Consider the following 24,216-nt stretch of genomic DNA (forward strand, 5'->3'; position numbering starts at 1 on the left):
CAGACTGACTATCGTCTGACCGCATGAGAATAGCACTATAATTCATTCGCTATCCGAATAATATCTCCAAAAATACCAGAAGCAGTTACTGCTGCCCCTGCACCTGCTCCTTTAATTACTAAGGGTTGCTCAGGATATCGTTTAGTATTGAAGAGCACTATATTATCTTTCCCTTCCAGATTGAATAAAGGGCTATCAGGGGTCACCTTCTCCAAACCTGTATTAGCTTTTCCATTCTCAAAAGTAGCCACGTATTTCAACTTCTTACCTTCTTCATTTGCTTCCTCTACCAATTTTTTGAAATGTGCTTCTTCCTGAGCGATAGCATCAAAGAAACTTTCAACATTTTCAGCTTGCATGCACTTTTCAGGAATAAAAGGAATGGTATCAATATCTTCCAGTTCCATTTCAAAGCCACTTTCTCTCAACAAGATTAAAATCTTTCGCTTTACATCTACCCCACTCAGATCTATCCTTGGATCAGGCTCTGTAAAACCCTGTTCTTGCGCTTCTTTTACTACATCAGCAAAGGAATCACCCTCACCTGTATAATTATTAAAAATAAAGTTCAGACTTCCTGATAAAACGGCCTGAATTCCCAAGACTTCATCTCCACTTTTCATCAAATCACTTAAAGTGTTGATCACTGGCAATCCTGCCCCAACATTGGTTTCAAATCGAAAATGACTTCTAAATCTTAAAGCTAAGTTTTTAAGATTTTTATAGTCCTGATATTTTCCCGTACATGCAATTTTGTTAGGAGTCACCACGGAAATGCTGCTTTCCAAAATACCCCCATAGGTATTAGCCACTACTTCATGTGCCGTATTATCAATGAAAATGCTATTCCTCAAGTTTAGCTCCTTCATATCGTCTAGAAAATGATCTAAATTCATCTCCTTGCCCTTTTCCATGAGGGTACCCACTGCATTTTCAAAAGGGATTCCATTGAGGTCAAAAAGCATCTTACGAGAGTTTGCAATACCACTGATTCTTAAGTCGATTTGATTGTGCACCTGCAAATATTCAGCCTGCTGATTTAATTGATCAATCAAGGTTTTACCAACATTTCCAGTCCCTACGATAAACAAATTAATTCTTTTGAGATCAGACAAAAAGAAACTTTCATGTAAAGTATTAAGGGCTTTTTTGATCTGCTTCTTTTCTATAACAGCAGAAATATTCTTCTCGGAAGATCCTTGTGCTATGGCTTTTATATTAATTCCATTTTGCCCTAGTACACTAAACATTTTGCCGCTCAGCCCTATGTAGTTTTTCATTTGCGAGCTTACTAAAGCCACTATAGCCAAATCAGTTTCAACGTGAAGCGGATTCAGCATCTCTTGGTTAAATTCTAAAGAAAAAGCCTTTTCTATAGCCGTTTTCGCTTTCTCTACGTCTTCCAAATCTATAGCTACACAAATACTATGCTCTGAAGAAGCCTGAGTAATAAGGATCACACTGACTCTAGCTTGAGCCAAAGCTTCAAACAAACGGTGAGAAAAATACGGGATTCCAACCATACTGCTGCCAGACAAATTGAAGAGCGCAATATTTTCAATACAGGAAATCCCTTTAATTGACTGAGCATCTGGTTCAGGGAAATAATGAATTTTAGTACCTTCTGCATTTGGATCAAATGTATTTTTTATGAAAATCGGAATACCTTTTTTATAGACTGGATGAACAGAAGGCGGATAAAGCACTTTGGCACCAAAATGAGTCAATTCCATTGCCTCCTCATAATCTAACTGAGGAATGGCAAAGGCCTGCTTTACATATTTTGGGTTGGCCGTCATCATCCCGCTAACATCTGTCCAGATTTCTAACTCAGGTGCATCCATAGCTGCCGCTATCAAAGCTGCAGTATAATCTGAACCTCCTCTTCCTAGAGTGGTGCTATTGCCGTAGGAGTCTTTACTCACAAAACCTGGGCAAACTAAGACATCTCCTTTCTGATCTTGAAAATAGGTTTTTATCTTCTCCTCCGTAACAGACATATCAACATTTGCCTTGCCAAATTCACTATCGGTCACTATAAATTCTTGAGGATCGATCAAATTGCTTTTCATTCCCTCCTGAAGAAAAAATTCATTGAGTATTAGTGCAGACAAAACCTCCCCTGAGCCAAGCACTCTATCTAAAGTTTTGCTGGACAACTCTTGAATTAAGAAGACCCCTTTGAGAATATCCTCGATCTCATTTAGTACCAACCTCACTTTAGCCATAATCCCGCTTTGCGCTTTGGCTCCTAATAAATCTTGAACCGCTTTGAGATGTCGATCAATGATTTCATCAAGCTTGATCTTATACTGTTCGTCTCCTCTTTCCGCTAAGTAACTACATTCACTGAATTGGTTTGTAACTCCTCCAAATGCAGATGCAACTATGATCAAGCGATCTTTTTGAGATTTTTTAGACACTATAGCCTCGACTTTCTCTATATTTTCAGGACTCCCAAGGGAAGTACCTCCGAATTTCAATACTTTCATTTTTTAATTTTTAGAATGATGCTTTGATAAAACAGGAAGAAAAGCACGAACTGAGCAGCAAACGCTAGGCATTCTCTTTCTTCCAGTCTAACCTAGATGTTCTTTAGATATAATATTGGCAAAACATGCCGTATGGCGATATGAATAAATTAACCCCGCAATGGGGTTGTAATAAATGTAGTTGTGAAGGTAAAGGTAGAAATGCTCATATCCTTCTCATTCAGCATGTTGATTGCTGTAATTGTGATAGACTGATATGTGTTTAGTTTACTTAACATTTCTCTATAAGGACCGAAATCTAAGAGAATATTTTTCAAAGGAAAAGAATATTGAGAATAATATTTTGAAAAAAGTAAATGCACCCAAACAAAGCACTAGCCAATTACACCTGCAACAACTAATAAATAACAGTCCGAAAGTTTAGCAATAGTTTTTAGCACCATTCATAAAAAACCATTCGCTTCTGTTCATTTTTTCAAATAGATTGAAAAAAAATACAGACGACTATGAAAAAAATATACTGGCTAATAGGAATACTGTTTCTATTCCAATTGAATGCTATTGAAGCACAGAGAAACAAAAAAAACACGGCTATCCAATATGATGAGAAGCTTTATGATGCTTTAGAATGGAGGGGTATTGGCCCATTTCGAGGAGGAAGATCTGCAGCTGTAACAGGAGTTGCTAATCAACCTAATTTATTCTACATGGGTGCAACTGGGGGCGGAGTTTGGCGCACTAAGGATGGCGGAAGCACTTGGGAAAGCATTTCAGATGGACACTTTGGAGGATCGATTGGTGCTGTAGCAGTGGCTGAAAGCGATCCAAATGTAATTTATGTTGGCGGTGGAGAAAAAACATTGCGTGGAAACATGTCATATGGCTACGGAATGTATAAATCTGTTGACGCTGGTAAAAACTGGGAACAGATCGGTTTAGATAACAGCAGGCATATCAGCAGAATTAGAATTCACCCTCAAAATCCAGATATTTTATATGTGGCTGTAATGGGTGATATTTTTAAAGACTCTGAAGAAAGAGGTGTTTACAAATCCAGAGATGGAGGTAAAACCTGGACAAGAAAACTTTTTGTGAACAATAGAGCTGGAGCAGTTGACTTAATTTTAGATCCTAATAATCCAAGAATTATGTATGCCTCCACTTGGAATGTACGAAGAACACCTTCTAATTTTTCTAGTGGTGGTCCTGGTTCTGATATTTGGAAATCAACAGATAGCGGAGAGTCTTGGAAAAAATTGTCCGAAAATAAAGGTTTACCAAAAGGAGTGTGGGGTATTTCAGGAATCACTGTCTCTCCTCAGAATTCGAATCGAATATGGACTATAATTGAAAATGAAAATGGCGGAGTATTCCGTTCTGATGATGCAGGTGAAACCTGGCAAAAAACCAATGATGACAGATCATTAAGACAAAGAGCATGGTATTATACTAGAATATATGCTGATACTCAAGATGAAGATATGGTTTATGTCGTAAATGTTAATTATCATCAATCAAAAGATGGTGGAAAAACCTTTACTTCCCATAGGGCACCACACGGAGATCATCACGATATGTGGATTGACCCTAATGACAATCAGAGAATGATCATGGCTGATGATGGCGGTGCACAAGTGAGTTTTGATGGTGGTGAGAATTGGAGCACCTACATGAATCAGAATACTGCACAGTTTTATCGAGTTACCACGGACAACCATTTCCCATTTAGGATTTACGGAGCGCAGCAGGACAATTCAACTGTTAGGATTGCGCATAGAACCACAGGCTCTACGATTGGAGAGCAGGACTGGGAATCAACAGCTGGTGGAGAAAGTGCACATTTGGCTATTGATGAAAAAAACAATGACATAGTATATGGCGGAAGCTACGATGGCTTTTTAACTCGCTATAATCATAATTCCGAAGAAATCAGAGCCATCAATGTGTGGCCTGATAATCCGATGGGACATGGAGCAGAAGAAATGAAGTATAGATTCCAATGGAATTTTCCAATTTTCACTTCTCCTCATGATCCAAATAAATTATATACTGCTTCAAATCATTTACATGTTACGACCAATGAAGGACATAAGTGGGAAACCATTAGTCCTGACTTGACAAGAAATGATCCAAGTAAACTAGGACCATCTGGAGGTCCCATCACAAAAGACAATACTAGTGTGGAATATTACTGCACCATATTCGCGGCCATTGAATCTCCTTATGAGGAAGGTTTGCTATGGACAGGCTCAGATGACGGATTAGTTCACGTTAGTAAAGATGGAGGCGAAAATTGGACAAATGTGACTCCAGCAAATATGCCTCAGTGGATAATGATTAACAGCATAGAGGCAGATCCATTTACCAAAGGTGGAGCTTATATTGCTGCTACCTCTTACAAAAACGGAGATTATCAACCCTATTTATATAAAACCAAGGACTACGGAAAAAGCTGGACGAAAATCGTGAATGGAATTCAAAACGACCATTTCACTAGAGTAGTAAGAGCAGATCCAGAAAGAGCAGGATTGCTTTATGCAGGTACTGAAACCAAAATGTATATTTCATTTGATGATGGTGCTAATTGGAAAGATTTTCAATTGAATTTACCGATTGTTCCGATTACGGATTTAACAATAAAGGACAACCATTTAATTGCAGCAACTCAAGGTAGGGGTTTTTGGTTGATTGATGATTTGACCGTTTTGCATCAATTAAATGGTGAGGTAAAACAAAATGATTTTTACTTATTTCAACCCAAGAAAACATACAGGATTGGAGGAAGAAGTTATGAATCTAAAACGGAAGGTAAAAATATGCCTTCAGGAGTGATTACCTATTTCCATTTAAAGGACACTAGTGCTGCAGACACTGTGAAAATTCATTTCAAAGAGAAATCAGGAAAAGTGATTTCAACTTTCAGTACTCATCCTGACAAAAAAGCCAAGGAAGAAAAACTGACAGTTGAACCTGGAAGTAATCAATTAATCTGGAATATGCGATATCCCGATGCGGAAGGTTTTGATGGCATGATATTATGGTGGTCTTCTACAAGTGGGCCTACTGCATTACCGGGTAAATATGATATAGAACTTTCTATCAATGGTATAACCCAATCAAAGGAATTTGAAATTGTGAAAGACCCTAGGTCCAGTGCTACTTTAGATGATTTAAAAGCACAATTTGATTTTCAGAATAAAGTAATCGCTAAACTTACTGAAACCAATCTTGCCATAAAAGATATTCGAAAAGCAAGAACTCAAATTGAGGATGTGATGAAGAAGGCTGATGCTGACACCATCAAAAGCATGGGAAAAAGTATACTAGAAGAAATGCAAAAAATAGAAGAGGCTTTGTATCAAACTAAAAATAGAAGCGGACAGGATCCATTGAATTACCCAATCAGGTTAAACAACAAATTGGGACATTTAAACAGTTTAATGGGAATGGGTGACAATAGACCAACTGAGTCTGCTATAGAATTTAGTAAAGAGGTTACAGCCAGAATAGATAAACATTTAGATGCACTACATTTGATTCTCGATGAGAAAATTGCTGATTTTAATGAGTTGGTAAAAGCCAATGAAGTGAAGGCTGTAAAGCTTGATTAAATCGTAAAGAAGAATCGTACTAATTATTTAATTTATGATCCCCGCTTCTGGCGGGGATCATTTTTTTTGTCTTTTCGCTAGGATTCTGTTGTAAAATACAGTCAACCAATGGAATAGTACTAGAGGAAAATAATTAGCAATTTTTGAAGCTTAATCATCGGTACAACCTCAATTCTTAACCCTCCACAAATTCTTGAAATTCTTTAAAAGCATCTTCCTTCATCACTTTGGCCATTTTTACTTGGCCCCCTTTCTTCTTATTGGCATCATTCCATTCCACAAACTTATCCGAGGAAATGAGACTTACTTTGACACCTTTTAACGCTTTATCTCTAGCAACTTTATAATTCTTATTGCTATTTTTTAAATGTTCATCTAGAAAATCCCTTACGGCATTTTGGTCTAAATCATTACTGTTTTCTTCAAGCCCTAAATACCAATGATGAATATAATCTTCATTTTCCCTAACTGCTGCAACTGTAAACTCTTTAATATTCAAAGGGAATTCTTTATTCAGACTTTCAATTGCATCATCCATTTTATTGACTGACAATTGTGAACCGACCACATTAAGGAAGAATTTAGTTCTGCCCGTAATCTTGATTTCAGATTTTTCAACATCTGTAAACTTGATGGTATCCCCTATCATATAGCGCCAAGCTCCACTTACTGTAGAGATCAGTAGGATGTATTCTTGGCCTTCCCGCACTTTAGAGATATTGATTGCCTTTTTCTCTGGATTAACTTTCCCGGATTCTAGAACACTATCCTCTTCAAAGGGTACAAATTCAAAATATACGCCATTATCACATAAAAGCTGCATAGCATCCGTATCTGGTCGTGTTTGCGTTGCTAAATAACCTTCAGATGCTAAATAGGTATCAATATATTGAACAGGTTTGCTGAACAGCTTTTCAAAACTCTTTTTATAGGGATCAAGGGCCACTCCTCCTGAGGTATAGACCGCTAAATTAGGCCAGATTTCATGGATAGAGTCAGCATTATTATATTCAATTACTCTTTGCAGCATCAATTCAATCCAGGATGGAATTCCAGAAATAGTCCCAATATCCCAATTTCTTGCTTCTTTTGCAATTGCCTCCACTCTTTCATCCCAGTCATCAATTCTACTGATCTCCTCTCCAGGTTTGTAAAAATTATGGAACCAATTGGGAATATTGGAAGCACTTATTCCACTAATTTCTCCTTCCAAATGCCCCTCTACTTCATTTAAGTTAGTACTTGAGCCTAACATCAAAATTTGTTTTGTAAAGAAGCTTTCTGGTAAGTTTTTAAAATTAGACAAGCTTAAAACTTGCTGAATACCTGCATTTCTAATGCTTTCCAACATATCTTCGGTAACGGGGATATGCTTACTATGGCCAGTTGTACCAGAACTGACCGCAAAATGTTTTACCTTCCCTGGCCAACTGATATCTTCTTTGCTTTCTAGTGATTTTTTCCACCAAAACTCCATATCGTCATAATCATGGAAAGGCACTTCCTTTTCAAAAGCAGAACTCAAATTTTTCTGTTTCAATAAATCCTGAAATCCGTAATATTTTCCAAAAGCTGTATTTTTAGATTTTTCAAGCAGCTCTTTCAAAGTTTCTTGCTGAGCATGAACAGGAGAATCGTGTTTTTTGATTCTACTCCCCACTTCAATAGCTGCTTTAATAATATTACTGATGATTTCCATGAAAAAATATTAAGTGAAAAAATGTATTTTAATATCAAATACTTTTCTTCTTAACCAAAATATTTCTCAAGGGTTGCGGCAACTCCGTCTTCTTTACCAGGAAGTGTAATTTCATTTGCTATTTGCTTAACCTCTTCTTTTGCATTACCTACTGCAACCCCACATCCTACTGCTTTTAGCATTTCGATATCATTAAAATTGTCACCAAAAGCAATGACTTCTTTCATATTAATCTTGAGTTCCGCCTGAAGTAAATGCTTTAAGGCACTTGCCTTGGAAATTTCTAATGGGGCTATTTCCAAATAAGTGTCTTTCGACCGGTACAGGTGGAGCGGTGAGTTCATTGATTTCAACTCAGCAATAAGGCTGTCAATTAGTTGAGGCTCTCCCATACACATGATCTTATGCGCACCTAGCTCTTGTGATTTCCAGCTCTCTATCAACTCCAATCCAGAGAAAATGGAGGCCTGCACTTTAGTATTGTTCACTTCTCTTTTAGTCCATTGGTCTTCAGAAGGAGCAAACCAATCATCTTCCAAATAAAACCCAGCATGTAATTTTGAATGATGGCTCCATTGAGCTATGAATTCGCAGGTAGAAAAAGGAATCTTAACAGAGTCTAAGACTTGAATCCCGTCCTTCTGTGAAATAATATAACCCCCATTATAGCAAATTAAAGGTTGGTCAGTAATATCCAAGGTCTCTTGAAGATGACGCATAGCAGAAGGCATTCTGCTTGAGGCCAAGATTATTGATGTGTCATCTTTAATGCTTTTGATGATATCAATGGTTCTTTTTGACAATTCTCTTTGAGGATTCAAAAGAGTACCGTCTATATCAGTGCAAATTGCTTTGAACATATTTATATTCCTTAATCCATTAAAAAAGCAAAACTAATGCTTTTGAATGAGTTCAAAGCATTTAGATACATTATTTGTCATGCCAATGACCGTGGGCCGATGACCAAACTTTCCCAGGTGGCGCTTCGCCAGGTGGCGGTGCTATTGGTGTACTCTGCGAATTGACGTTTTGTACGGGGCTTTGTTGCGAATTGTAATAAATGGAAAAGCCAGCAATCGCTACAATCACCACCATGATGGCAATGTATAAAAGATTTTTGTTGTTGTTAATACCACCTGATGATGCTGCCCCCATATGGCAGTTTTTATATTTCTTACCACTTCCGCAATGGCATGGCTCGTTTCTTCCTAACTCTTTCTTCATTGGAAATTATGTTATTTCGGAACTTAATTTACGAAAAATATTTAAATACTAATCACTAGCATAATACGCTATAACACAAGTCAATTTATTTCAAATGTCAATCTTTTTGTAAAGTACAGCGGCTTTACTCTTTTAACCTATCTTTCTAACTACCCTAATTATCAGTTTTTTAACTCACTTTGACAAGGTTTTTTCTCAAGTATTGCTATTCTTAGTTTGAATTACTATTTTTAAATTATATTTCAAAAAAAACCTATACTATGCGATTTGTTTACAATATATTGCTTCTTATCCTCTCCCTTGCTTTTACTTCCTGTGAGCGATTCAATTCAGAACCTATCATGGTTCAAAAAGACTTTGATGATTGGACAGTACTTCAAATACCAAATGGAGAAGCTGCTTATGCAGTCAGCGGAAGTATTGATGATGTTTTAGTAGTCACTACTATGACCAAAGTGTATGCCACTAATGATGCTGGAGATAGTTGGACTGAAGTAGCAGACTTTAGTGGAATAATGCCTGGATTAATAGAGCAAAATGATTCTCTATTTATTTTCGCAGCTTCTGGTCAACGTGATGACTATGATATAGCTTCTGTTGTCGCTCGCTTTTCTACCGATAAAGGATATACTTGGCAAGAAGATAAAGCTAATCTATATTCTGGTTGGAGTATCCCGATTAAATATGTTGAAGCTGAAAATGACGTTAGTTATAAAATTAAAGAAAACATTTTCAGGCTTGATGGATCATCTACAGATTATGTAGGAGCTTCTGACATTGAAAAGACAATTGGTAATTATACAACGCAACTCGAAATTCCATTCGAATACATTTTAAATAATGTACACCTTGATGACCTCAATAGATTATATGTGGCAGCTTCTTATGGAACAGTAAATGAAAATGGAACCGTTAAATCAGGAGATAGAAATTCTCCTGCACTCGTTTTTGTTTCTAAAAATGAATTGCCATGAATCGGATTATTTTCATCTATAGGAACAAAGCTTGCAATGATGAGCTCAGTTACCTCCAGTTGATGACCTGAATTTCATTTTCTTCTCTTTGCTTCATGTTTTCAGGTAGATGATCAACTATTTCTTTTTGTAAAGCTTCAATTATCCTTCTTTTTAAGAAATCTCTCTTCATGACCAAGCTAATTTCTCTGAAGGGAGTTGGCTTTTTAAAAGTTCTGAGCTTCTTACTGTCTTCAGGAGATAAATCCATTGTAGCTAATTCAGGAAGCAGCGTTACTCCGCCCTGTTTATCCACCATTCTCTTCAATGCTTCTAATGAACCACTTTGATAATTTAAAATATTATCAAAATTTCTGTTTTGGCAGATATTTAAAACTTGTTCTCGAAAACAGTGTCCCTCATTGAGAAGCCATAGCTCACTATTTTCAAGATCTTTACCAGAAATCGGCTGACTTGCCGGCTCCAAATCTGTTTTATGTGCATAGCCCAGAAATTTCTCGTAGTACATAGGAATTTCCCTGAATGAACTATCATTTAACGGACCCGCTACTATTCCTACATCAATGGCCTCAGATTTGATTTTGGCTAAAGTATCCTCAGTTAATAATTCTTGCACTTGAATATGAATAGAGGGATATTTATTCATAAAACTCTTTGCGAACAAGGGTAAAAGGTAGGGTGCAATTGTTGGAATGACACCAATTTTCAAGGTGCCCGAAACTTCTAATTTCTGATCTTCAATGATCTCTTCCATCTTTTTTGCTTCATTCACAACCTTCCGAGCTTGCTCTAAAATTAAAGCCCCTAATTCAGTTGGAACCACTGGCTGTCTGCTTCTGTCAAAAATCTTTACGCCTAAATTATCTTCCAGTTTATTAATTTGCATACTTAAAGTAGGCTGCGTAATAAAACAATTATCAGCGGCCTTCCCAAAATGGCGATAGGTATCCAATGCAATTATGTATTCGAGTTGTGAAATGGTAGCCTTCATTAATTCAGAGTATTTTGAACTGTATAGAATTTAGATTTGCAATTTAAATAATTGCATCAAAATATTAGCTTTATTATTTAGAATTAATCCAATTATGATTAAATTTGCCTTCGAAAATTTAAAACCAACAACTATAATGAAAAATATAATTCTATCGCTATTAGCAATTAGCACTCTTTGGGCGTGTTCTCAAAGCTCTAATAAAGAAGGTGAATCTTCAAAAGAAGAGAGCAAGGAAGTAAATGTTTACACTCATAGGCACTATGAATCTGATCAACAACTTTTCAAGGAATTTGAAGAGAAGACAGGCATTAAAGTAAATGTAGTAAGCGCCAACGCGGATGAGCTAATCCAAAAAATGACTTTAGAAGGCGAGAATTCTCCTGCCGATGTCTTAATAACAGTAGATGCAGGAAGATTACACCGAGCAAAAGATGCTCAACTTTTACAATCTGTTGAATCAGAGACCTTAAATAGCATTATCCCATCAAATCTGAGAGATGTTGACAATCAATGGTTTGGTTTAACCATCAGAGGTAGAGTAATTGTATATAATCCTGAAAACATCAGCCCAGAAGAAATCTCTACTTATGAATCTTTAGCTAGCCTTGAGATCAAGGATAGATTATTAATCCGTTCTTCTTCCAATATATACAATCAATCATTGATGGCTTCTATCATTGCGCACAATGGCGAAGAAGCTGCTTCTGCTTGGGCGAATGCTATAGTAGAAAATATGGCAAGAGATCCGAAAGGTGGAGATAGAGACCAAATTAAAGCTGTTTTTGCAGGTGAGGGCGATGTTGCAGTTTCCAATACATACTACCTAGGCAAAATGTTAAACTCTTCGAGCGAGGAAGAAGTGAAAGTTGCAGAAGCAGTTAAAATTTTATTCCCTAACCAGGAGGGCAGAGGGACACACATTAACGTGAGTGGTGCAGGTGTGGCAAAATATGCACCAAACAAAGAAAATGCAGTAAAATTCATTGAGTTTTTAGTATCTGAAGAAGCTCAGAAAGTATTTGCTGGCGTCAATTACGAATACCCTGTAAATGAAAAAGTAGAATGGGCTCCTACATTAAAAGAATGGGGAGATTTCAAACAAGACACTTTAAATCTTTCGGTATTGGGTGAAAATAATGATTTAGCAGTAAAAATATTTGACAGAGCGGGCTGGAAATAATTTGTGAGTATATTAAAATCACTTTCAAAAATTAAAAAGTATGCCAATGGTTGGTCCTTTGCTTTAATTGCATTGGTACTGATTATTGGCTTACCTATTTATACCCTTTTCTTTAAGCTTTTTGATAAAACTACTGAAAGTGTTTGGAGTCATTTGGTAGACACTGTATTAACTGACTATATCATCAATTCCTTAGGTTTGGTAATAATAGTGAGCATTCTCACTTTGCTTATGGGAATTTCATCAGCGTGGATAGTTAGCACCTGCAGAATACCATTTCGAAGACAATTCGAATGGATGTTAATCCTTCCATTAGCAATCCCCACTTATATAGCCGCCTATACTTATGCTGGTATTTTTGATTATACAGGCCCTATTCAAGTATTTTTGCGAGATATAGGCTTTTCAGATCTAGTTTACATTGACATTATGAATTTCTGGGGAGTGGCTGTGGTGATGGCACTGGTATTATTTCCCTACGTTTATGTAGTTGCCAGATCCACTTTTATGAGCCAATCAGCCACTTTATTAGAAGCCTCCAGAATTTTAGGAAGCTCCTCTTGGAAAACATTCTTCAAAATTGCCTTACCCATCAGCCGGCCTGCTATTATTGGCGGATTGTCCTTGGTTATGATGGAAGTTTTAAATGATTACGGAGCAGTAAAATATTTTGGCGTAAGCACATTTACTACTGGTATTTTTAGAGCTTGGTTCTCTTTCGGTGACCCAAATTCAGCTATTAATTTATCAGGGATTTTAATGGCCTTCATTTTCATCATGATCATGGTAGAAAGAGTGCAAAGAGGAAAAACCAAATTTGATGAAGGAGCAAGAATTGGCAGGCAATTAAAAAGATATCAATTAAAAGGCTGGAAAAAGTTTCTTGCCTGGACTGTCTGCTTTATCCCTTTGTTTCTGGGTTTTATAGCACCTGTTTTTCAATTGATTTTATGGTCAATTCAAACTATCAAGAAAATTATAGATTTTGAGTTCTTGATCTTGATGGCGAATAGTTTTGGATTAGCTTTATTGGCTGCAGCTTTATGTGTTGCCTTTTCAATTATCATACTTTTTGCTGTCAAAGTAAACAAAAGTCATTTTTTCAACCTGCTAGCTAAATTTGCAGCTTTAGGATACTCAATACCTGGAGCAGTCATTGCAATCGGCATCATGATTCCGCTGCTAGGATTAGATAAATTCATCATCAATACATGGGAGCAAAGCTTTAATTTAAAAATAGGACTCATCTTTAGCGGGACTATTTTTGCGCTCACTTTTGCATACGTTGTACGCTTTTTAACAGTTTCTTTAAACCCCATAGAAGCAGCCTTCAAAAAAACTGGCGATAGTATAGATGAAGCATCCTACTCATTAGGAGCGGGTTCATTTAAGACTCTCTTGAAAGTAAATTTACCTTTAATTAAAAGCGCTTTGATCTCAGGAGGTATTTTAGTATTCGTGGATATATTAAAAGAACTTCCGCTCACTTTAATTTTAAGACCTTTTAATTTTCATACTCTAGCTACCAAAGCTTATGAATTGGCCAGCGATGAAATGATTGCTGAATCGGCAACACCTTCGCTTATTATTATCGTTATTGGAACCATCCCTATTATTATTTTGAATCGATTAATGAAAACCTCTAAATCTGATGGAAGTATTATCAATTAAAAATTTACATAAGCGATTTGGTAAGAAGCTTCAATATGCTGTCCATAATGCTAGCCTGACCGTCAATAAAGGGGAATTACTAGCTTTGGTTGGGGAAAGTGGGAGTGGAAAAACCACTTTGTTGAGATTAGTTGCTGGCTTTGAAGAAGCTGACCAAGGTCAAATTTCAATTAATGGCGACAAAGTAGTGGATGATAATTTCAGCATGAAGCCTGAAAAAAGAAAAATCGGAATGGTATTTCAGGATTACGCACTCTTTCCCCATCTCACGGTTGCAGAAAACATAAAATTTGGATTATCAAAAAGCCAATTCCCGAATTTGAATGATCGCGTAAGAGAAATTACCGATATGGTGGGCTTGAGCAGTTACGAAAATAGATATCCTCATCACCTATCGGGAGGACAACAACAGAGAGTTGCACTTGCCAGAGCTTTAGCTCCTAATCCAGGTTTAATTTTATTGGATGAACCCTTTAGTAATTTGGATGCTGTCTTGAAAGATCAAGTCCGAGAAGAGGTCAGAAGTATTATTAAAAAAGCAGGAGCCACCGCTTTATTCGTAACTCATGATATGCGTGATGCGCTCTCTTCTGCAGATAGAATAGCGATTCTAAAAGATGGGAAAATCCAGCAGGTTGGTACACCGCGTGAACTATACGAAACTCCAAAAAACCTCTACGTTGCTAGCTTCTTTGGTAAAATAAATGCGATGAATGCTACAGCTGAAAATGGCACTTATAAATTAAAAGCTGGGGAAATAAAAGGAGCCAAAACAGACAAAACTGGCCAGATTTTAATTGCTATCAGACCGGAAAACATAGAAATACTAACTGAGCCTAAAGAAAACACCTTTCCGGCAAAGGTAGAGCTTGCACAATATTTTGGAGATCATCAGCAAGTGCATGCAGATATTGGCTCGGAAACTCATGTGGTAATACACGCCCATGAAAAGATTCTATTTGACAAAGGGGATAATATTTATTTACGGTTTAACCCCAATAAAATTCATGTACTAGATACTTGCTGGTATCCAGGCTTGGTGAGTTAAATAACCTAATAATAGTAGAATTTTCAGTAAACGGATAGTTTTTCAGCTTCCTTTTGCCCTCTCCCTACTTTGAGAAATAAACTGTAATAAGCTCGTATTTATTACTCAGAAAGAAAATTCCGCCATTCTAATTTAAGAAGTGGCAAAATAATTGCGACATTTATATCATCTAAAGAATATTAGTTATGAAAAATCTTACCAAGCTTAGTTTATTTATTTCAATAGTATTATTATCCTCCTGCGATTTCCTCAATGACGCTTTAGAGGAACAAGAAAACAATATTGATATTGCAGCAGGACTAAAAGAAGCCTTGAGAGTTGGTACAGATACCGCTACCTCCAAATTGGCTGTTGTTGACGGTTACCTGAGAGATGAGGCCGTAAAAATTCTACTTCCGGATGAACTTGAAGCTCAAATAAATGCGCTAAAAGCAGTTGAAATCAATGTTTTTGGATTAGGAACCATAAAAGGAGATCAAATATACAATACGGGTGTCCCATTTTTAGGAATAAATAGCTTAGCTGAAAAAGAAGAAGAATTGATAATGGGTATTAATAGAGCGGCAGAAGAAGCAGCCCAAGAAGCTGGTCCTATCTTTTTTGATGCCATTCGCGGAATTACTATATCCGATGCTGAAAACATTTTGTACGGATCTGATACCGCTGCAACAGCTTATCTGGTAAATAATACTTATCAATCCTTATTTGACACTTTTGAACCAAAAGTTAATACTGCTATAAATTCTGTGACCATAGGAAACAGAACAGTAGAGGAGCTTTATGGCAATTTTGTGAGCGAGTATAATAATATATTAAGCACCTCTATTCCCATCAGTTTTTTAGAAACTCAAACACTAGGTTCAATTTCTGGCATCAACACCATTAACGAAGCAGATATTTCGGCTTTTGCCACGGGAAGAGGGTTGGACGGACTATTTCTAAAAGTACAGGAGGAGGAAACCAATATTAGAAAAAATGTGAATGCAAGGGTAAATGAGATCCTGCAAAAAGTATTTGGTTTGCTAGATTAAATCGTTTCTATAAACAAATCACCTTTAAAAATTAGAACCGCCACCATGGATTACATGGTGGTTTTTTTTATGTCCTCTTATTGTAATTGGAAATCAGGATGTCCTGTTTGCCAAAAAGCAAAAGAGAATATCTTGGCCATTCGTTCAATTTCCTTTTGCTGACTATCCCCCATTCCATGACCACTTGCAGTGTCAACATCAAATAAAATAGGCGCAGCACCAGATTGTGCTTCTTGTAATTTAGCAGCAAACTTACCAGGCTGCCAAGGTAAGACTCTTGGGTCATTCAATCCTGTCGTCACTAAAGTAGCCGGATATTCAACACCTTCCTTAATATGATGATAAGAGTCCATTTTTATAAGCGCTTTAGCTTCTAAGGAATCCTCCATTGTCCCAAATTCCTTTATTCCATTTTTTCCGTTAGGGCTTTTCTCTGATCGAACAGGATTCATAGTTCCTACTGATGAAATGACTGCAGCATATAAATCGGGACGGTCTGTCATAGCACGTCCAACCATAATGCCTCCAGCACTCAATGCATAGGCTGCTGTATAATCAGGACTAGTGTAATTCTCATTGATCATGTATTCAGTACAAGCAATAAGATCTTTCCAGGTATTTTCTTTGGTAAGTTTTTTCCCTCCTTGATACCAACTGTCTCCTTTTTCACTTCCTCCTCTTACATGGGCTATGCAAAATACTCCTCCTTCTGCTACCCATGAGAGCCAGGTTGGTAAATAATACGGTTGTGCAGAAAAACCATAAGCTCCATACCCAAAAAATAAAGTGGGGTTTGCTCCATCCATTTTTAAATCTTTTTGATGAATGATAGATAAAGGAACCATTTCTCCATCATGAGATCTAACCATTACTTCTTTCACTACAAAATCCTCAAATACATCGTTTCCAATTGCGGTATCTAAGGGTGCAGGTTCAAATCCCTGTTCATCTAATTGAAATTCAAACCGCTTGAAATCAGTCGTCCAACCTATACAAGTGGCAAAGAAATGATCCGCTTCTTCATGAGTTCTGGACAACTGAAGACTTCCAGCTTCCACTGGCAAGTCTATAGGCGTAACATTCCCATCTTTGTACCTATAAAGTGCAGCTTTAACACCAAATTTACTGGTATAGAAATATATTTCATCTCCCATACTTATAAACTGATCAATACTTTCTGAAGAGATAGGTTCAATTAGTAATTCTGCTTCCTCGACACTGCCCCCCACTGGCATTCTATAAATATTATATCGGCTATTTTCTTTAGCACTTTTAAATACGAAATCATCCTCTACAACATAAAGTTGATTCACCTTATCTGCTTTTTTATGAATGGGTTTCCAGTTTAAAGTTTTCCCCGCTAATAAATCATCCATTGATGCATAATAAGCATCGTAATAAGCTTCACCTCCTGTTACATATCCCAATAAATAATCATCAGAAGGATCTTCTATAAAAACCATTGGGAAGTCCTCCTCTTCAATAGTCAGTTGAGGTTGACTCCCTTTTGAAAAGATAGGATTTAGCTTTTTAGGGTCATCGCCTAAATAGTATACTACTGATGCCATGTTTTTTAAAAAGTCTGAATCTTGTGGGTCTATAACAGGATAATGCAAATAAATAAACCCGCTATTATTAGGTAGCCATTGAACTCCACTGTAATCGGATGGCCACGTATTGGTAATCACCTCTGGCATCAAAGTAGCTTTTTCACGATCATAGATAATCATTTCTGAAATTTCTGCACCACCACTGCTTAATGCTATCACTACTTTTTGACCGTCCCAAGAAGGTTTAAGGAAGTTGATGACAAAGGAACCATCTTTATAATTTTCCGGACTATACAATAGCTCTTCCTCTGAATCAATAGATGATCTGAAAAACAGATTCGCAAATTCATCCTCTACTCCTTGCTTGAGGTAGAAATATTCCCCTTGCGGAGTCACCTCCATTAAACTATATGTAGCTTCTCCACCTCCCACATATTTGGCCATTTTTGATTCTAATTCTTTGCGCCCTGTAATTTGATTTAAAATATTAGCAGTCCATTCTCCCTCTTTATGAAACCAATTCAATACAGTCGAATCCTGTAAATTCTCTAAGGAACGATACTGATCTGTCAATAATGTATCAAAATACTGAGTATCCACCACCTTTTCAGGTGCCTGTGGAAAATCATTAAAGCTCGATTCTTTATGGCTCTCGCAACCAGCGAATAATACAATTGAAATCACTATCGCAATTAAGCTTCTTTTTCTATTGACTTCGTTCATAGACTATTTTCTTCAATTTCAAACAATCTTTGAACGGTACCCGAAAGAGAGCTCAAATACTCTCATTTGGAAAAGCTTGCTGCTTCTCGATTTTGCGTGGCCGTATTTGAATCAAAGATCGCTACGATTTGTTTTATGGAAGCAAAAATAAAACAAATCGCCTCTAAATCTATCCTTCCCTTAGAAATTATAGTTTACACTGAACAAAGCCCTTCTACCCTGAATAAAATTCTGATACGTACTCACAAAATACTCAGATAAGAAATCTCTGCTTATTGATTTTGTATCAAAAATATTATAAACCTGCAGATCAAACCTCCATGGTTTTTCGGGCCATTCATAACTCAATTCTGCATTCGCCAACCACCAATCGCTTTTGGTATTAGTACCATTATACATTTGATACTCAACATCTAAATCTAGCTCAAAATTATCACCCCATTCTGCCTCCCATCGATTGGTAAAACTTTGAAGGTTAAATTGATTACGATTAGGACCGTTCTCATATTCTGTCAGCTGAAGTCCATATTTAACGGAACTGGTCATGTCTTGTCCAAGATTTGTTTGAAAAGCTAAACTGTGCTGTTGATTCCACTGCTCATTATTAAGTTCCACTTCATTCAGCTGATTTACATAATTTTGGTATAGACCATTTGATTCAAACGTTAATCGAAAAGTTCTAAATCGCTTATCAATTTTCCCATTATAATTAAAATCATACTGTGGTGCATTGCTATTAATCAACACAGAATTATTAACTAACCCATCAAAATTGGTAGCCTCTTGAAAAGAATGTTCTACCCTATTAAAATTTGTAAATAAGAAAGCATTCATCCCATTAAATAGGTTAAAGAAATGGTAGTTAAGCTGTATACTAGTATAAAAAGATGGTCGTAAAGCTGCGTTCCCCAATACTATATTTTGATAATTTCGTAGTTGGAGTGCTTCTGATAACCATTCGGATTGTGGGCTTCTAATTTGTTGTTGAAAAACAAAATCTAATCCTTGAACACTATTAATATCATACTTAATCCTAAAGTTAGGTAGTACAAAGTGCTTTGTATTTTCCCCCACATTTCCTTCTCCCCTGAGCGAATTCCTTTGATCATTCAAATAGAAGTAACTCACTCCTGGGAGAAATAGAAATGATTCGACTCTTGATTTCCATTGTAGGCCAGCTGCAAAATTGGAAAAGCTGCGGTCCATTCCTATCCTAAAATCTTCTAAAGATTCACCTTCTGCATTTTGCAAATTCCGATTCAAGGAAGAAATTCTATTCTGATATGATAGGGAAACATCCAAATGGTTTTTTCTATTCCAAACCCAATAATAATGCAATTCCGATTGTAATGTTTTGATATCTTGCCGGCTATCTTCCAATCTAATAATGGACGAATCTGCCTCAGTTTCTAAACCATATTGCAAATCCCAGGCATTTAAACCTTGACTATTTCTCCACAAAAACTGGTTCTCAATCGATATTAAGTGATTAGGGTTTATCTGCGTATAATAGTTGAGTTGCTGGTTCCAGCTCCATTCATCATTCTCACTTTGAATGGTACTTTCTTGCCCTCCTGCCCAGTTGGAAAGTGAAAACCTATTTGCTGAATTCCTACTGCCCAAGCACTGACTCTTATATTGCCAATTACTGAAAGGAGTAGCTAAGTAGTCTAACTGGTATTGCCCCATTATACTGCCATATTCCTGATTTTGTTGATTAATACTATTTTCAGCTTCGGGTGCGTCTTCACTCAAAAATCGTCTCTGCTGCAATTGTTGCTCCAAAACATTTGCAGTATTTCCAATCATATAAGCCTGATGTTGCCATTTGCTTGATGGCTGATAATTAACATTAAGCCCCGCGAAATTACTTGTCAACTCTTGTACCTGTGTTTTGTCCTTTTGAGGAATTGTATTTCTATCCTGCCGCTCTTCTATCTTTAGAGCACCTCCTTGAATACCCCAGGGATTCTGGGCCTGTTTCATCCGTTGGTAATCACTAAAATTAAAAGCCTGTTCTCCTATATTATTAGCATCAAGAATCGTATTAACACTTAAATCTTCACTATAATAAAAAGCATTTCCATGCCCGGTATAGCTATCTCTCAAACCTACTCCCAAGGTCAAATCACCAAAAACCATCGACTTTTGATCTTCTTTTAAGGTAATATTCATGGCTATTTGCTCATTAGTATTTACATTTTTCAAGGCGGCATTTTCCTGATACCCTTTCAAAACCTGAACCCTGTCTACAGCCTTTGCCGGTAAATTCTTGACAGCCATTTTACTATCCCCATCAAAGAATTGCTTACCTTCCACTAGAAGCTTATCTACTTTCTTGCCTTGCACCGACACCCTTCCTTCCTCATCAACCTCAACCCCTGGTAACTTCTTTAGGACATCTTCTAACTTCCGTTCATTGCCCTTCGTGAAGGCTTCAGTTTTATAAATTAGTGTATCTCCAGACAAGGTAACCGGCATTTCTTTCACCACTTGTACCTCATCCATCATCCCTTGGTCTTGTGATAAGGGAATAATAAGGTTTTGAATTCGCTCAGAATCCGTTACTAAATGCTTTATAAAAGGAACATAGCCGACAAAACTAGCTCTTAATTCCACCGAAATTCCTGATTGTATGCTCATCTTAAATTTCCCTGCAGCGTCCGTTACAGCAAAAGCTTTGATCTCATTTTTAGTAGTATCTTTCAGTAGAACATTGGCATACGGTATGGGTTGATTTAAGGAATCTACTACCCTACCCTCCATTCTATAGAAGTGCACATCGCTTTGTCCAAGTACAGAAAAGGACAAATGGATAATTAATATAACTGTTGTTATGATGGCTTTCATATCTCTTACTTAACCACCAATTACGATTTCAATATCAGAACCATCTCCATTCCCTCTATAGCGCTGCATCATTTCTTTCATTTTCTCTTCTGATATAGCTTCAAATTCCTTCTTGCTCACTCTACTACCTTTGTCAGGTACTTGAATTTCCGCTGCTTTTTTATAATTCATTACTACTTCTGTACAAATGAAATGTCTTCCATTCACTTTCAACTCCAGAATCAATCCAGGTAAGCCATAATAATTATTAGGACCATGCGATACGGGGATATCCATAGTAAACCAGGCTTCAGTAGTAATGGTATCTTGGATGACCTCCATTTCTTCCATTCCTGTCGCAAATCTTTTTGCTTCTGAAATTTTAGTATAGGTAGCTTTCCGGCAAGTATAATCCCCAATCTTTTTGGTTTCATTCCCTATCTTCCACTCATACTTTGGGAGGCTATCAATAATCAGAAACCGTTTCCCCATCATCTCCTGACTATTTCTATATTTCCCCTCCTCAAGGTTTTGATACCGTTTATCTTTGGAACTTCCACTGGAGATCACTAATTCCATCCCGTTTGAAGATGCAGAGGCTGGTCCTGAGTTGACGCTTTCTTGCTGTTCCCAAAGCGACTCTTTCGCATTAAACTTTAACGTATAGGACTTCTGCATCTGCTTCATTAGCTGCTGCTTTAGTGTTTGCATTTCTTGTGGAGACATAGCGGTGGAATCAAATGAAAGCTCCAATTGACTTCTACTGTGGTAGGTGGCTACACCGCTAAATTGTTGAGCATGCACTACTCCAATAGACCAGAAACTGAATAATACTAATAATAAAGTCTTCATAATTGTGTGATTTTGTTTGATACAAAACAACTGAAGAGGCTAGTCAAAAAGCGTTAATGAATGTTAAAGAGTGTTAAAATCAAGATATGACTGCATCCTTTTCTCTATCTTAGCATTATGAATTCTAGAAAATTCAAATCGATTGGTATTATGATTATGGTAGTGCTTTTAGCTGCTATAATTTTCCATAGCTTCTATTTTATCAAAAACTATCAGGAAGCTTATGCCAAATTCACACGAGATGTCAATTTATCCTTCGACAAGGCCTTGAAAGATTATTTTGAAGAATTGTCAGGGACAGATGTGATTGTCATTACAGATATCCAAAGTCTTGCCAATAAAAATATTAAATCCGACTCATCAGCATTAAGTGAAGCCATCAGTAGAGACTTTTTTCAAAGATTCAATGAAAGTCCTTTTTCTAAAAACGGAAGTAAAATATTGGAAAAGAAAGTGCAAGAATTGGACGGTTTGCATATCACCCAAATTCTCGTAGAAGGGAAGTACCAGCAAGAAGAAGAAGTTTTTGTAGATCAAAAAAATGACATTGTGATGATGGCAGGACGAAAGGCCGCGGACAGTATTTTATCTCTCCCGTCTATTTCCAATAGATTGGTAATTTCAGTTACTAGAGATACTACCGATTTTCAGCTATTGAACAGCTATTTCAATGAGAAATTAAGAGAAAATCAATTAGACATTACCTACGGAATTAAGCATACAAAAAGGGACTTTACGATAGGCACTTACCAAGCTCAAATCATCTCTCAAATGCCTTTACAGTATACCGCTAATCGAGAGCTACTGCCTTCTAATGAAAAAATCATCCTTTACTATGAAAATACCTCCCTTTCTATATTGAAAGAAGGCTTTTCCAATAGTCTGTTCTCTTTAGCATTCTTTCTTTTAATCATTTTCGTGCTAGCCTTTCTCTACAAAACCATTAAAAACCAGAAAGATCTGGCTGAAATCAAAAATGACCTCATCAATAACATCACACATGAATTTAAAACTCCTCTCGCTACCATTTCTACTTCGGTTGAGGCTTTACAAAATTTCAATCCGGAAAATGACCCTGCGAAAATAAAAAAGTACCTAGCGATTGGTCAACAGCAAGTGAATAAAATGAATGGGATGGTGGAGAAGTTGTTAGAGACCGCCACTTTAGATAGTGAAAAACTGATGATTAAAAAGGAAAACATCAATGTCAGCCTCTTTTGCAAAGAACTTTTCGATCGATATCAAAACCATAATACTGATAAAACACTAACACTTAAGGTCGCAGATCAAGATACTGTAATCAAAGCAGACCGTTTCCATTTGGAAAATGCACTTTCCAACCTTCTTGATAATGCCTTTAAATATGGAGGCAGAAAAATTAGCCTAGCGTATCATTTTAATGATGGACGACATTGTTTTAGTGTAAAAGACAATGGCGGTAATTTATCAAAAGCTCAAGCGAAAAAGGTATTTGATAAATTTTATCGTATCCCACAAGGCAACATACATAACGTAAAAGGCTTTGGCATAGGCCTTTATTACAGTAAGAAAGTAATAGAGAAACATCAAGGGAATTTAGAATTACACATTGCTAAGAATCTGACTCACTTTGAAGCTTGTTTACCATGAAAAAGGAATATCAATTGCTATTAGCCGAAGATGAGCCCTCTTTAGGCTTGATTTTGAAAGAAAGCCTGGAAAGCCGTGGCTTCAAAGTAGACCATTGTGAAGACGGGGAAGCGGCATGGAATTGTTACCAAGGAAAAGACTACGATCTATTAATTCTAGATGTGATGATGCCCAAGCTTGATGGTTTTAGTCTTGCCCAAAAAGTGCGCAAGGTAGATGGCTATATTCCTATTATTTTCCTCACTGCAAAATCAACCACTAATGATGTGGTAGAAGGCTTTGAAAAAGGTGGGAATGACTATATCAAAAAGCCTTTTAGTATAGAAGAATTGATTGTCCGAGTTAAGGCATTATTGGAAAAGAAAAGCAATCCTATTCATCAAGAGTGGATGACAATTGGGAAATACCAATTTCATCCCGGTAAGCAAATCTTAAAAATTGAAGAAGACGAAACCTATTTAACCAGTAAAGAATCGGAAGTTTTAAAAGAACTTATGATGCATCAAAATGAGCTTACCGATCGGTCTACAATACTTGAAAAATTGTGGGGTTCAGCAGATTTCTTTAATGCGAGAAGTATGGATGTATACATTAGCAAATTGCGCAAAAAGCTTGAAAAGGACCCGGAACTTCAAATTTTGAATATTAGAGGATATGGGTACAAATTGATATCATCTTAAAAATACTCATCAGTAAAATCAGCCGGATA

16 protein-coding genes are annotated in these 24,216 nt (G+C 36.8%); 8 read left to right on the forward strand and 8 right to left on the reverse strand.

Annotation, left to right across the window (positions count from 1 at the left end; genetic code table 11):
• Positions 1-35: 35 nt before the first annotated feature.
• On the reverse strand, positions 36-2,492 hold the full coding sequence (thrA, locus tag B9Y84_RS09715) for a bifunctional aspartate kinase/homoserine dehydrogenase I (protein ID WP_085516888.1): 2,457 nt from the start codon (positions 2,490-2,492) through the stop codon (positions 36-38).
• 506 nt (positions 2,493-2,998) lie between these two features.
• On the opposite strand from thrA, the gene B9Y84_RS09720 reads away from it, so the two are divergent.
• Entirely contained in the window at positions 2,999-6,103 is a 3,105-nt protein-coding gene (locus tag B9Y84_RS09720) for a WD40/YVTN/BNR-like repeat-containing protein (protein ID WP_085516889.1), read from the forward strand.
• A 175-nt stretch (positions 6,104-6,278) separates the two neighbouring features.
• On the opposite strand, the gene B9Y84_RS09725 is transcribed toward B9Y84_RS09720, so the two are convergent.
• From B9Y84_RS09725 to B9Y84_RS09735, 3 genes are all read right to left on the reverse strand, one after another.
• Positions 6,279-7,802: a GH3 family acyl-acid amido synthetase gene (locus tag B9Y84_RS09725; protein WP_085516890.1), complete on the reverse strand. Its 1,524-nt coding sequence runs from the start codon at positions 7,800-7,802 to the stop codon at positions 6,279-6,281.
• A 50-nt stretch (positions 7,803-7,852) separates the two neighbouring features.
• Positions 7,853-8,662 carry a Cof-type HAD-IIB family hydrolase gene (locus B9Y84_RS09730; protein ID WP_085516891.1) on the reverse strand — a complete coding sequence of 270 codons (810 nt, stop codon included), beginning with the start codon at positions 8,660-8,662 and terminating at the stop codon, positions 7,853-7,855.
• A gap of 70 nt (positions 8,663-8,732) precedes the next feature.
• Positions 8,733-9,026 (reverse strand): SEC-C metal-binding domain-containing protein, encoded by a 294-nt coding sequence (locus tag B9Y84_RS09735; protein ID WP_085516892.1) that lies wholly within the window; start codon positions 9,024-9,026, stop codon positions 8,733-8,735.
• 260 nt (positions 9,027-9,286) lie between these two features.
• Here B9Y84_RS09735 and B9Y84_RS09740 point away from each other — a divergent pair, with 260 nt between their 5' ends.
• The gene (locus B9Y84_RS09740) at positions 9,287-10,000 is read left to right on the forward strand and encodes a beta propeller repeat protein (protein WP_085516893.1); all 714 of its coding nucleotides are present in this window, start codon (positions 9,287-9,289) and stop codon (positions 9,998-10,000) included.
• A gap of 49 nt (positions 10,001-10,049) precedes the next feature.
• On the opposite strand, the gene B9Y84_RS09745 is transcribed toward B9Y84_RS09740, so the two are convergent.
• Positions 10,050-10,991 carry a hydrogen peroxide-inducible genes activator gene (locus B9Y84_RS09745; protein ID WP_085516894.1) on the reverse strand — a complete coding sequence of 314 codons (942 nt, stop codon included), beginning with the start codon at positions 10,989-10,991 and terminating at the stop codon, positions 10,050-10,052.
• Between the two features lie 94 nt (positions 10,992-11,085).
• On the opposite strand from B9Y84_RS09745, the gene B9Y84_RS09750 reads away from it, so the two are divergent.
• From B9Y84_RS09750 to B9Y84_RS09765, 4 genes are all read left to right on the forward strand, one after another.
• Entirely contained in the window at positions 11,086-12,174 is a 1,089-nt protein-coding gene (locus B9Y84_RS09750; protein WP_085516895.1) for a Fe(3+) ABC transporter substrate-binding protein, read from the forward strand.
• 3 nt (positions 12,175-12,177) lie between these two features.
• Positions 12,178-13,845 (forward strand): ABC transporter permease, encoded by a 1,668-nt coding sequence (locus tag B9Y84_RS09755; RefSeq protein WP_085516896.1) that lies wholly within the window; start codon positions 12,178-12,180, stop codon positions 13,843-13,845.
• Positions 13,826-14,893, forward strand: coding sequence for an ABC transporter ATP-binding protein (locus B9Y84_RS09760; RefSeq protein ID WP_085516897.1), 1,068 nt, complete (start codon positions 13,826-13,828; stop codon positions 14,891-14,893). The genes B9Y84_RS09755 and B9Y84_RS09760 overlap by 20 nt, the downstream gene beginning before the upstream one ends.
• A 185-nt stretch (positions 14,894-15,078) precedes the next feature.
• A complete protein-coding gene (locus B9Y84_RS09765; RefSeq protein ID WP_085516898.1) occupies positions 15,079-15,924 on the forward strand; it encodes a DUF4197 domain-containing protein in 846 nt (281 codons plus the stop codon).
• A 77-nt stretch (positions 15,925-16,001) separates the two neighbouring features.
• Here B9Y84_RS09765 and B9Y84_RS09770 read toward each other — a convergent pair whose 3' ends face one another.
• The 3 genes from B9Y84_RS09770 to B9Y84_RS09780 all read right to left on the reverse strand — a co-directional run bounded on the left by B9Y84_RS09770 (position 16,002) and on the right by B9Y84_RS09780 (position 21,878).
• A complete protein-coding gene (locus B9Y84_RS09770; RefSeq protein ID WP_085516899.1) occupies positions 16,002-18,197 on the reverse strand; it encodes a prolyl oligopeptidase family serine peptidase in 2,196 nt (731 codons plus the stop codon).
• 180 nt (positions 18,198-18,377) lie between these two features.
• The gene (locus tag B9Y84_RS09775; protein WP_085516900.1) at positions 18,378-21,047 is read right to left on the reverse strand and encodes a carboxypeptidase-like regulatory domain-containing protein; all 2,670 of its coding nucleotides are present in this window, start codon (positions 21,045-21,047) and stop codon (positions 18,378-18,380) included.
• A gap of 9 nt (positions 21,048-21,056) precedes the next feature.
• The gene (locus B9Y84_RS09780) at positions 21,057-21,878 is read right to left on the reverse strand and encodes a GLPGLI family protein (protein ID WP_085516901.1); all 822 of its coding nucleotides are present in this window, start codon (positions 21,876-21,878) and stop codon (positions 21,057-21,059) included.
• 117 nt (positions 21,879-21,995) lie between these two features.
• On the opposite strand from B9Y84_RS09780, the gene B9Y84_RS09785 reads away from it, so the two are divergent.
• Complete coding sequence (locus B9Y84_RS09785; RefSeq protein WP_085516902.1) at positions 21,996-23,507, forward strand: sensor histidine kinase; 1,512 nt, start codon at positions 21,996-21,998, stop codon at positions 23,505-23,507.
• A complete protein-coding gene (locus B9Y84_RS09790) occupies positions 23,504-24,187 on the forward strand; it encodes a response regulator transcription factor (RefSeq protein ID WP_085516903.1) in 684 nt (227 codons plus the stop codon). The genes B9Y84_RS09785 and B9Y84_RS09790 overlap by 4 nt, the downstream gene beginning before the upstream one ends.
• Positions 24,188-24,216 lie beyond the last annotated feature (29 nt).

The sequence above is a fragment of the Marivirga sericea genome, from assembly GCF_900177665.1.
In the GTDB taxonomy this organism is placed as follows: domain Bacteria; phylum Bacteroidota; class Bacteroidia; order Cytophagales; family Cyclobacteriaceae; genus Marivirga; species Marivirga sericea.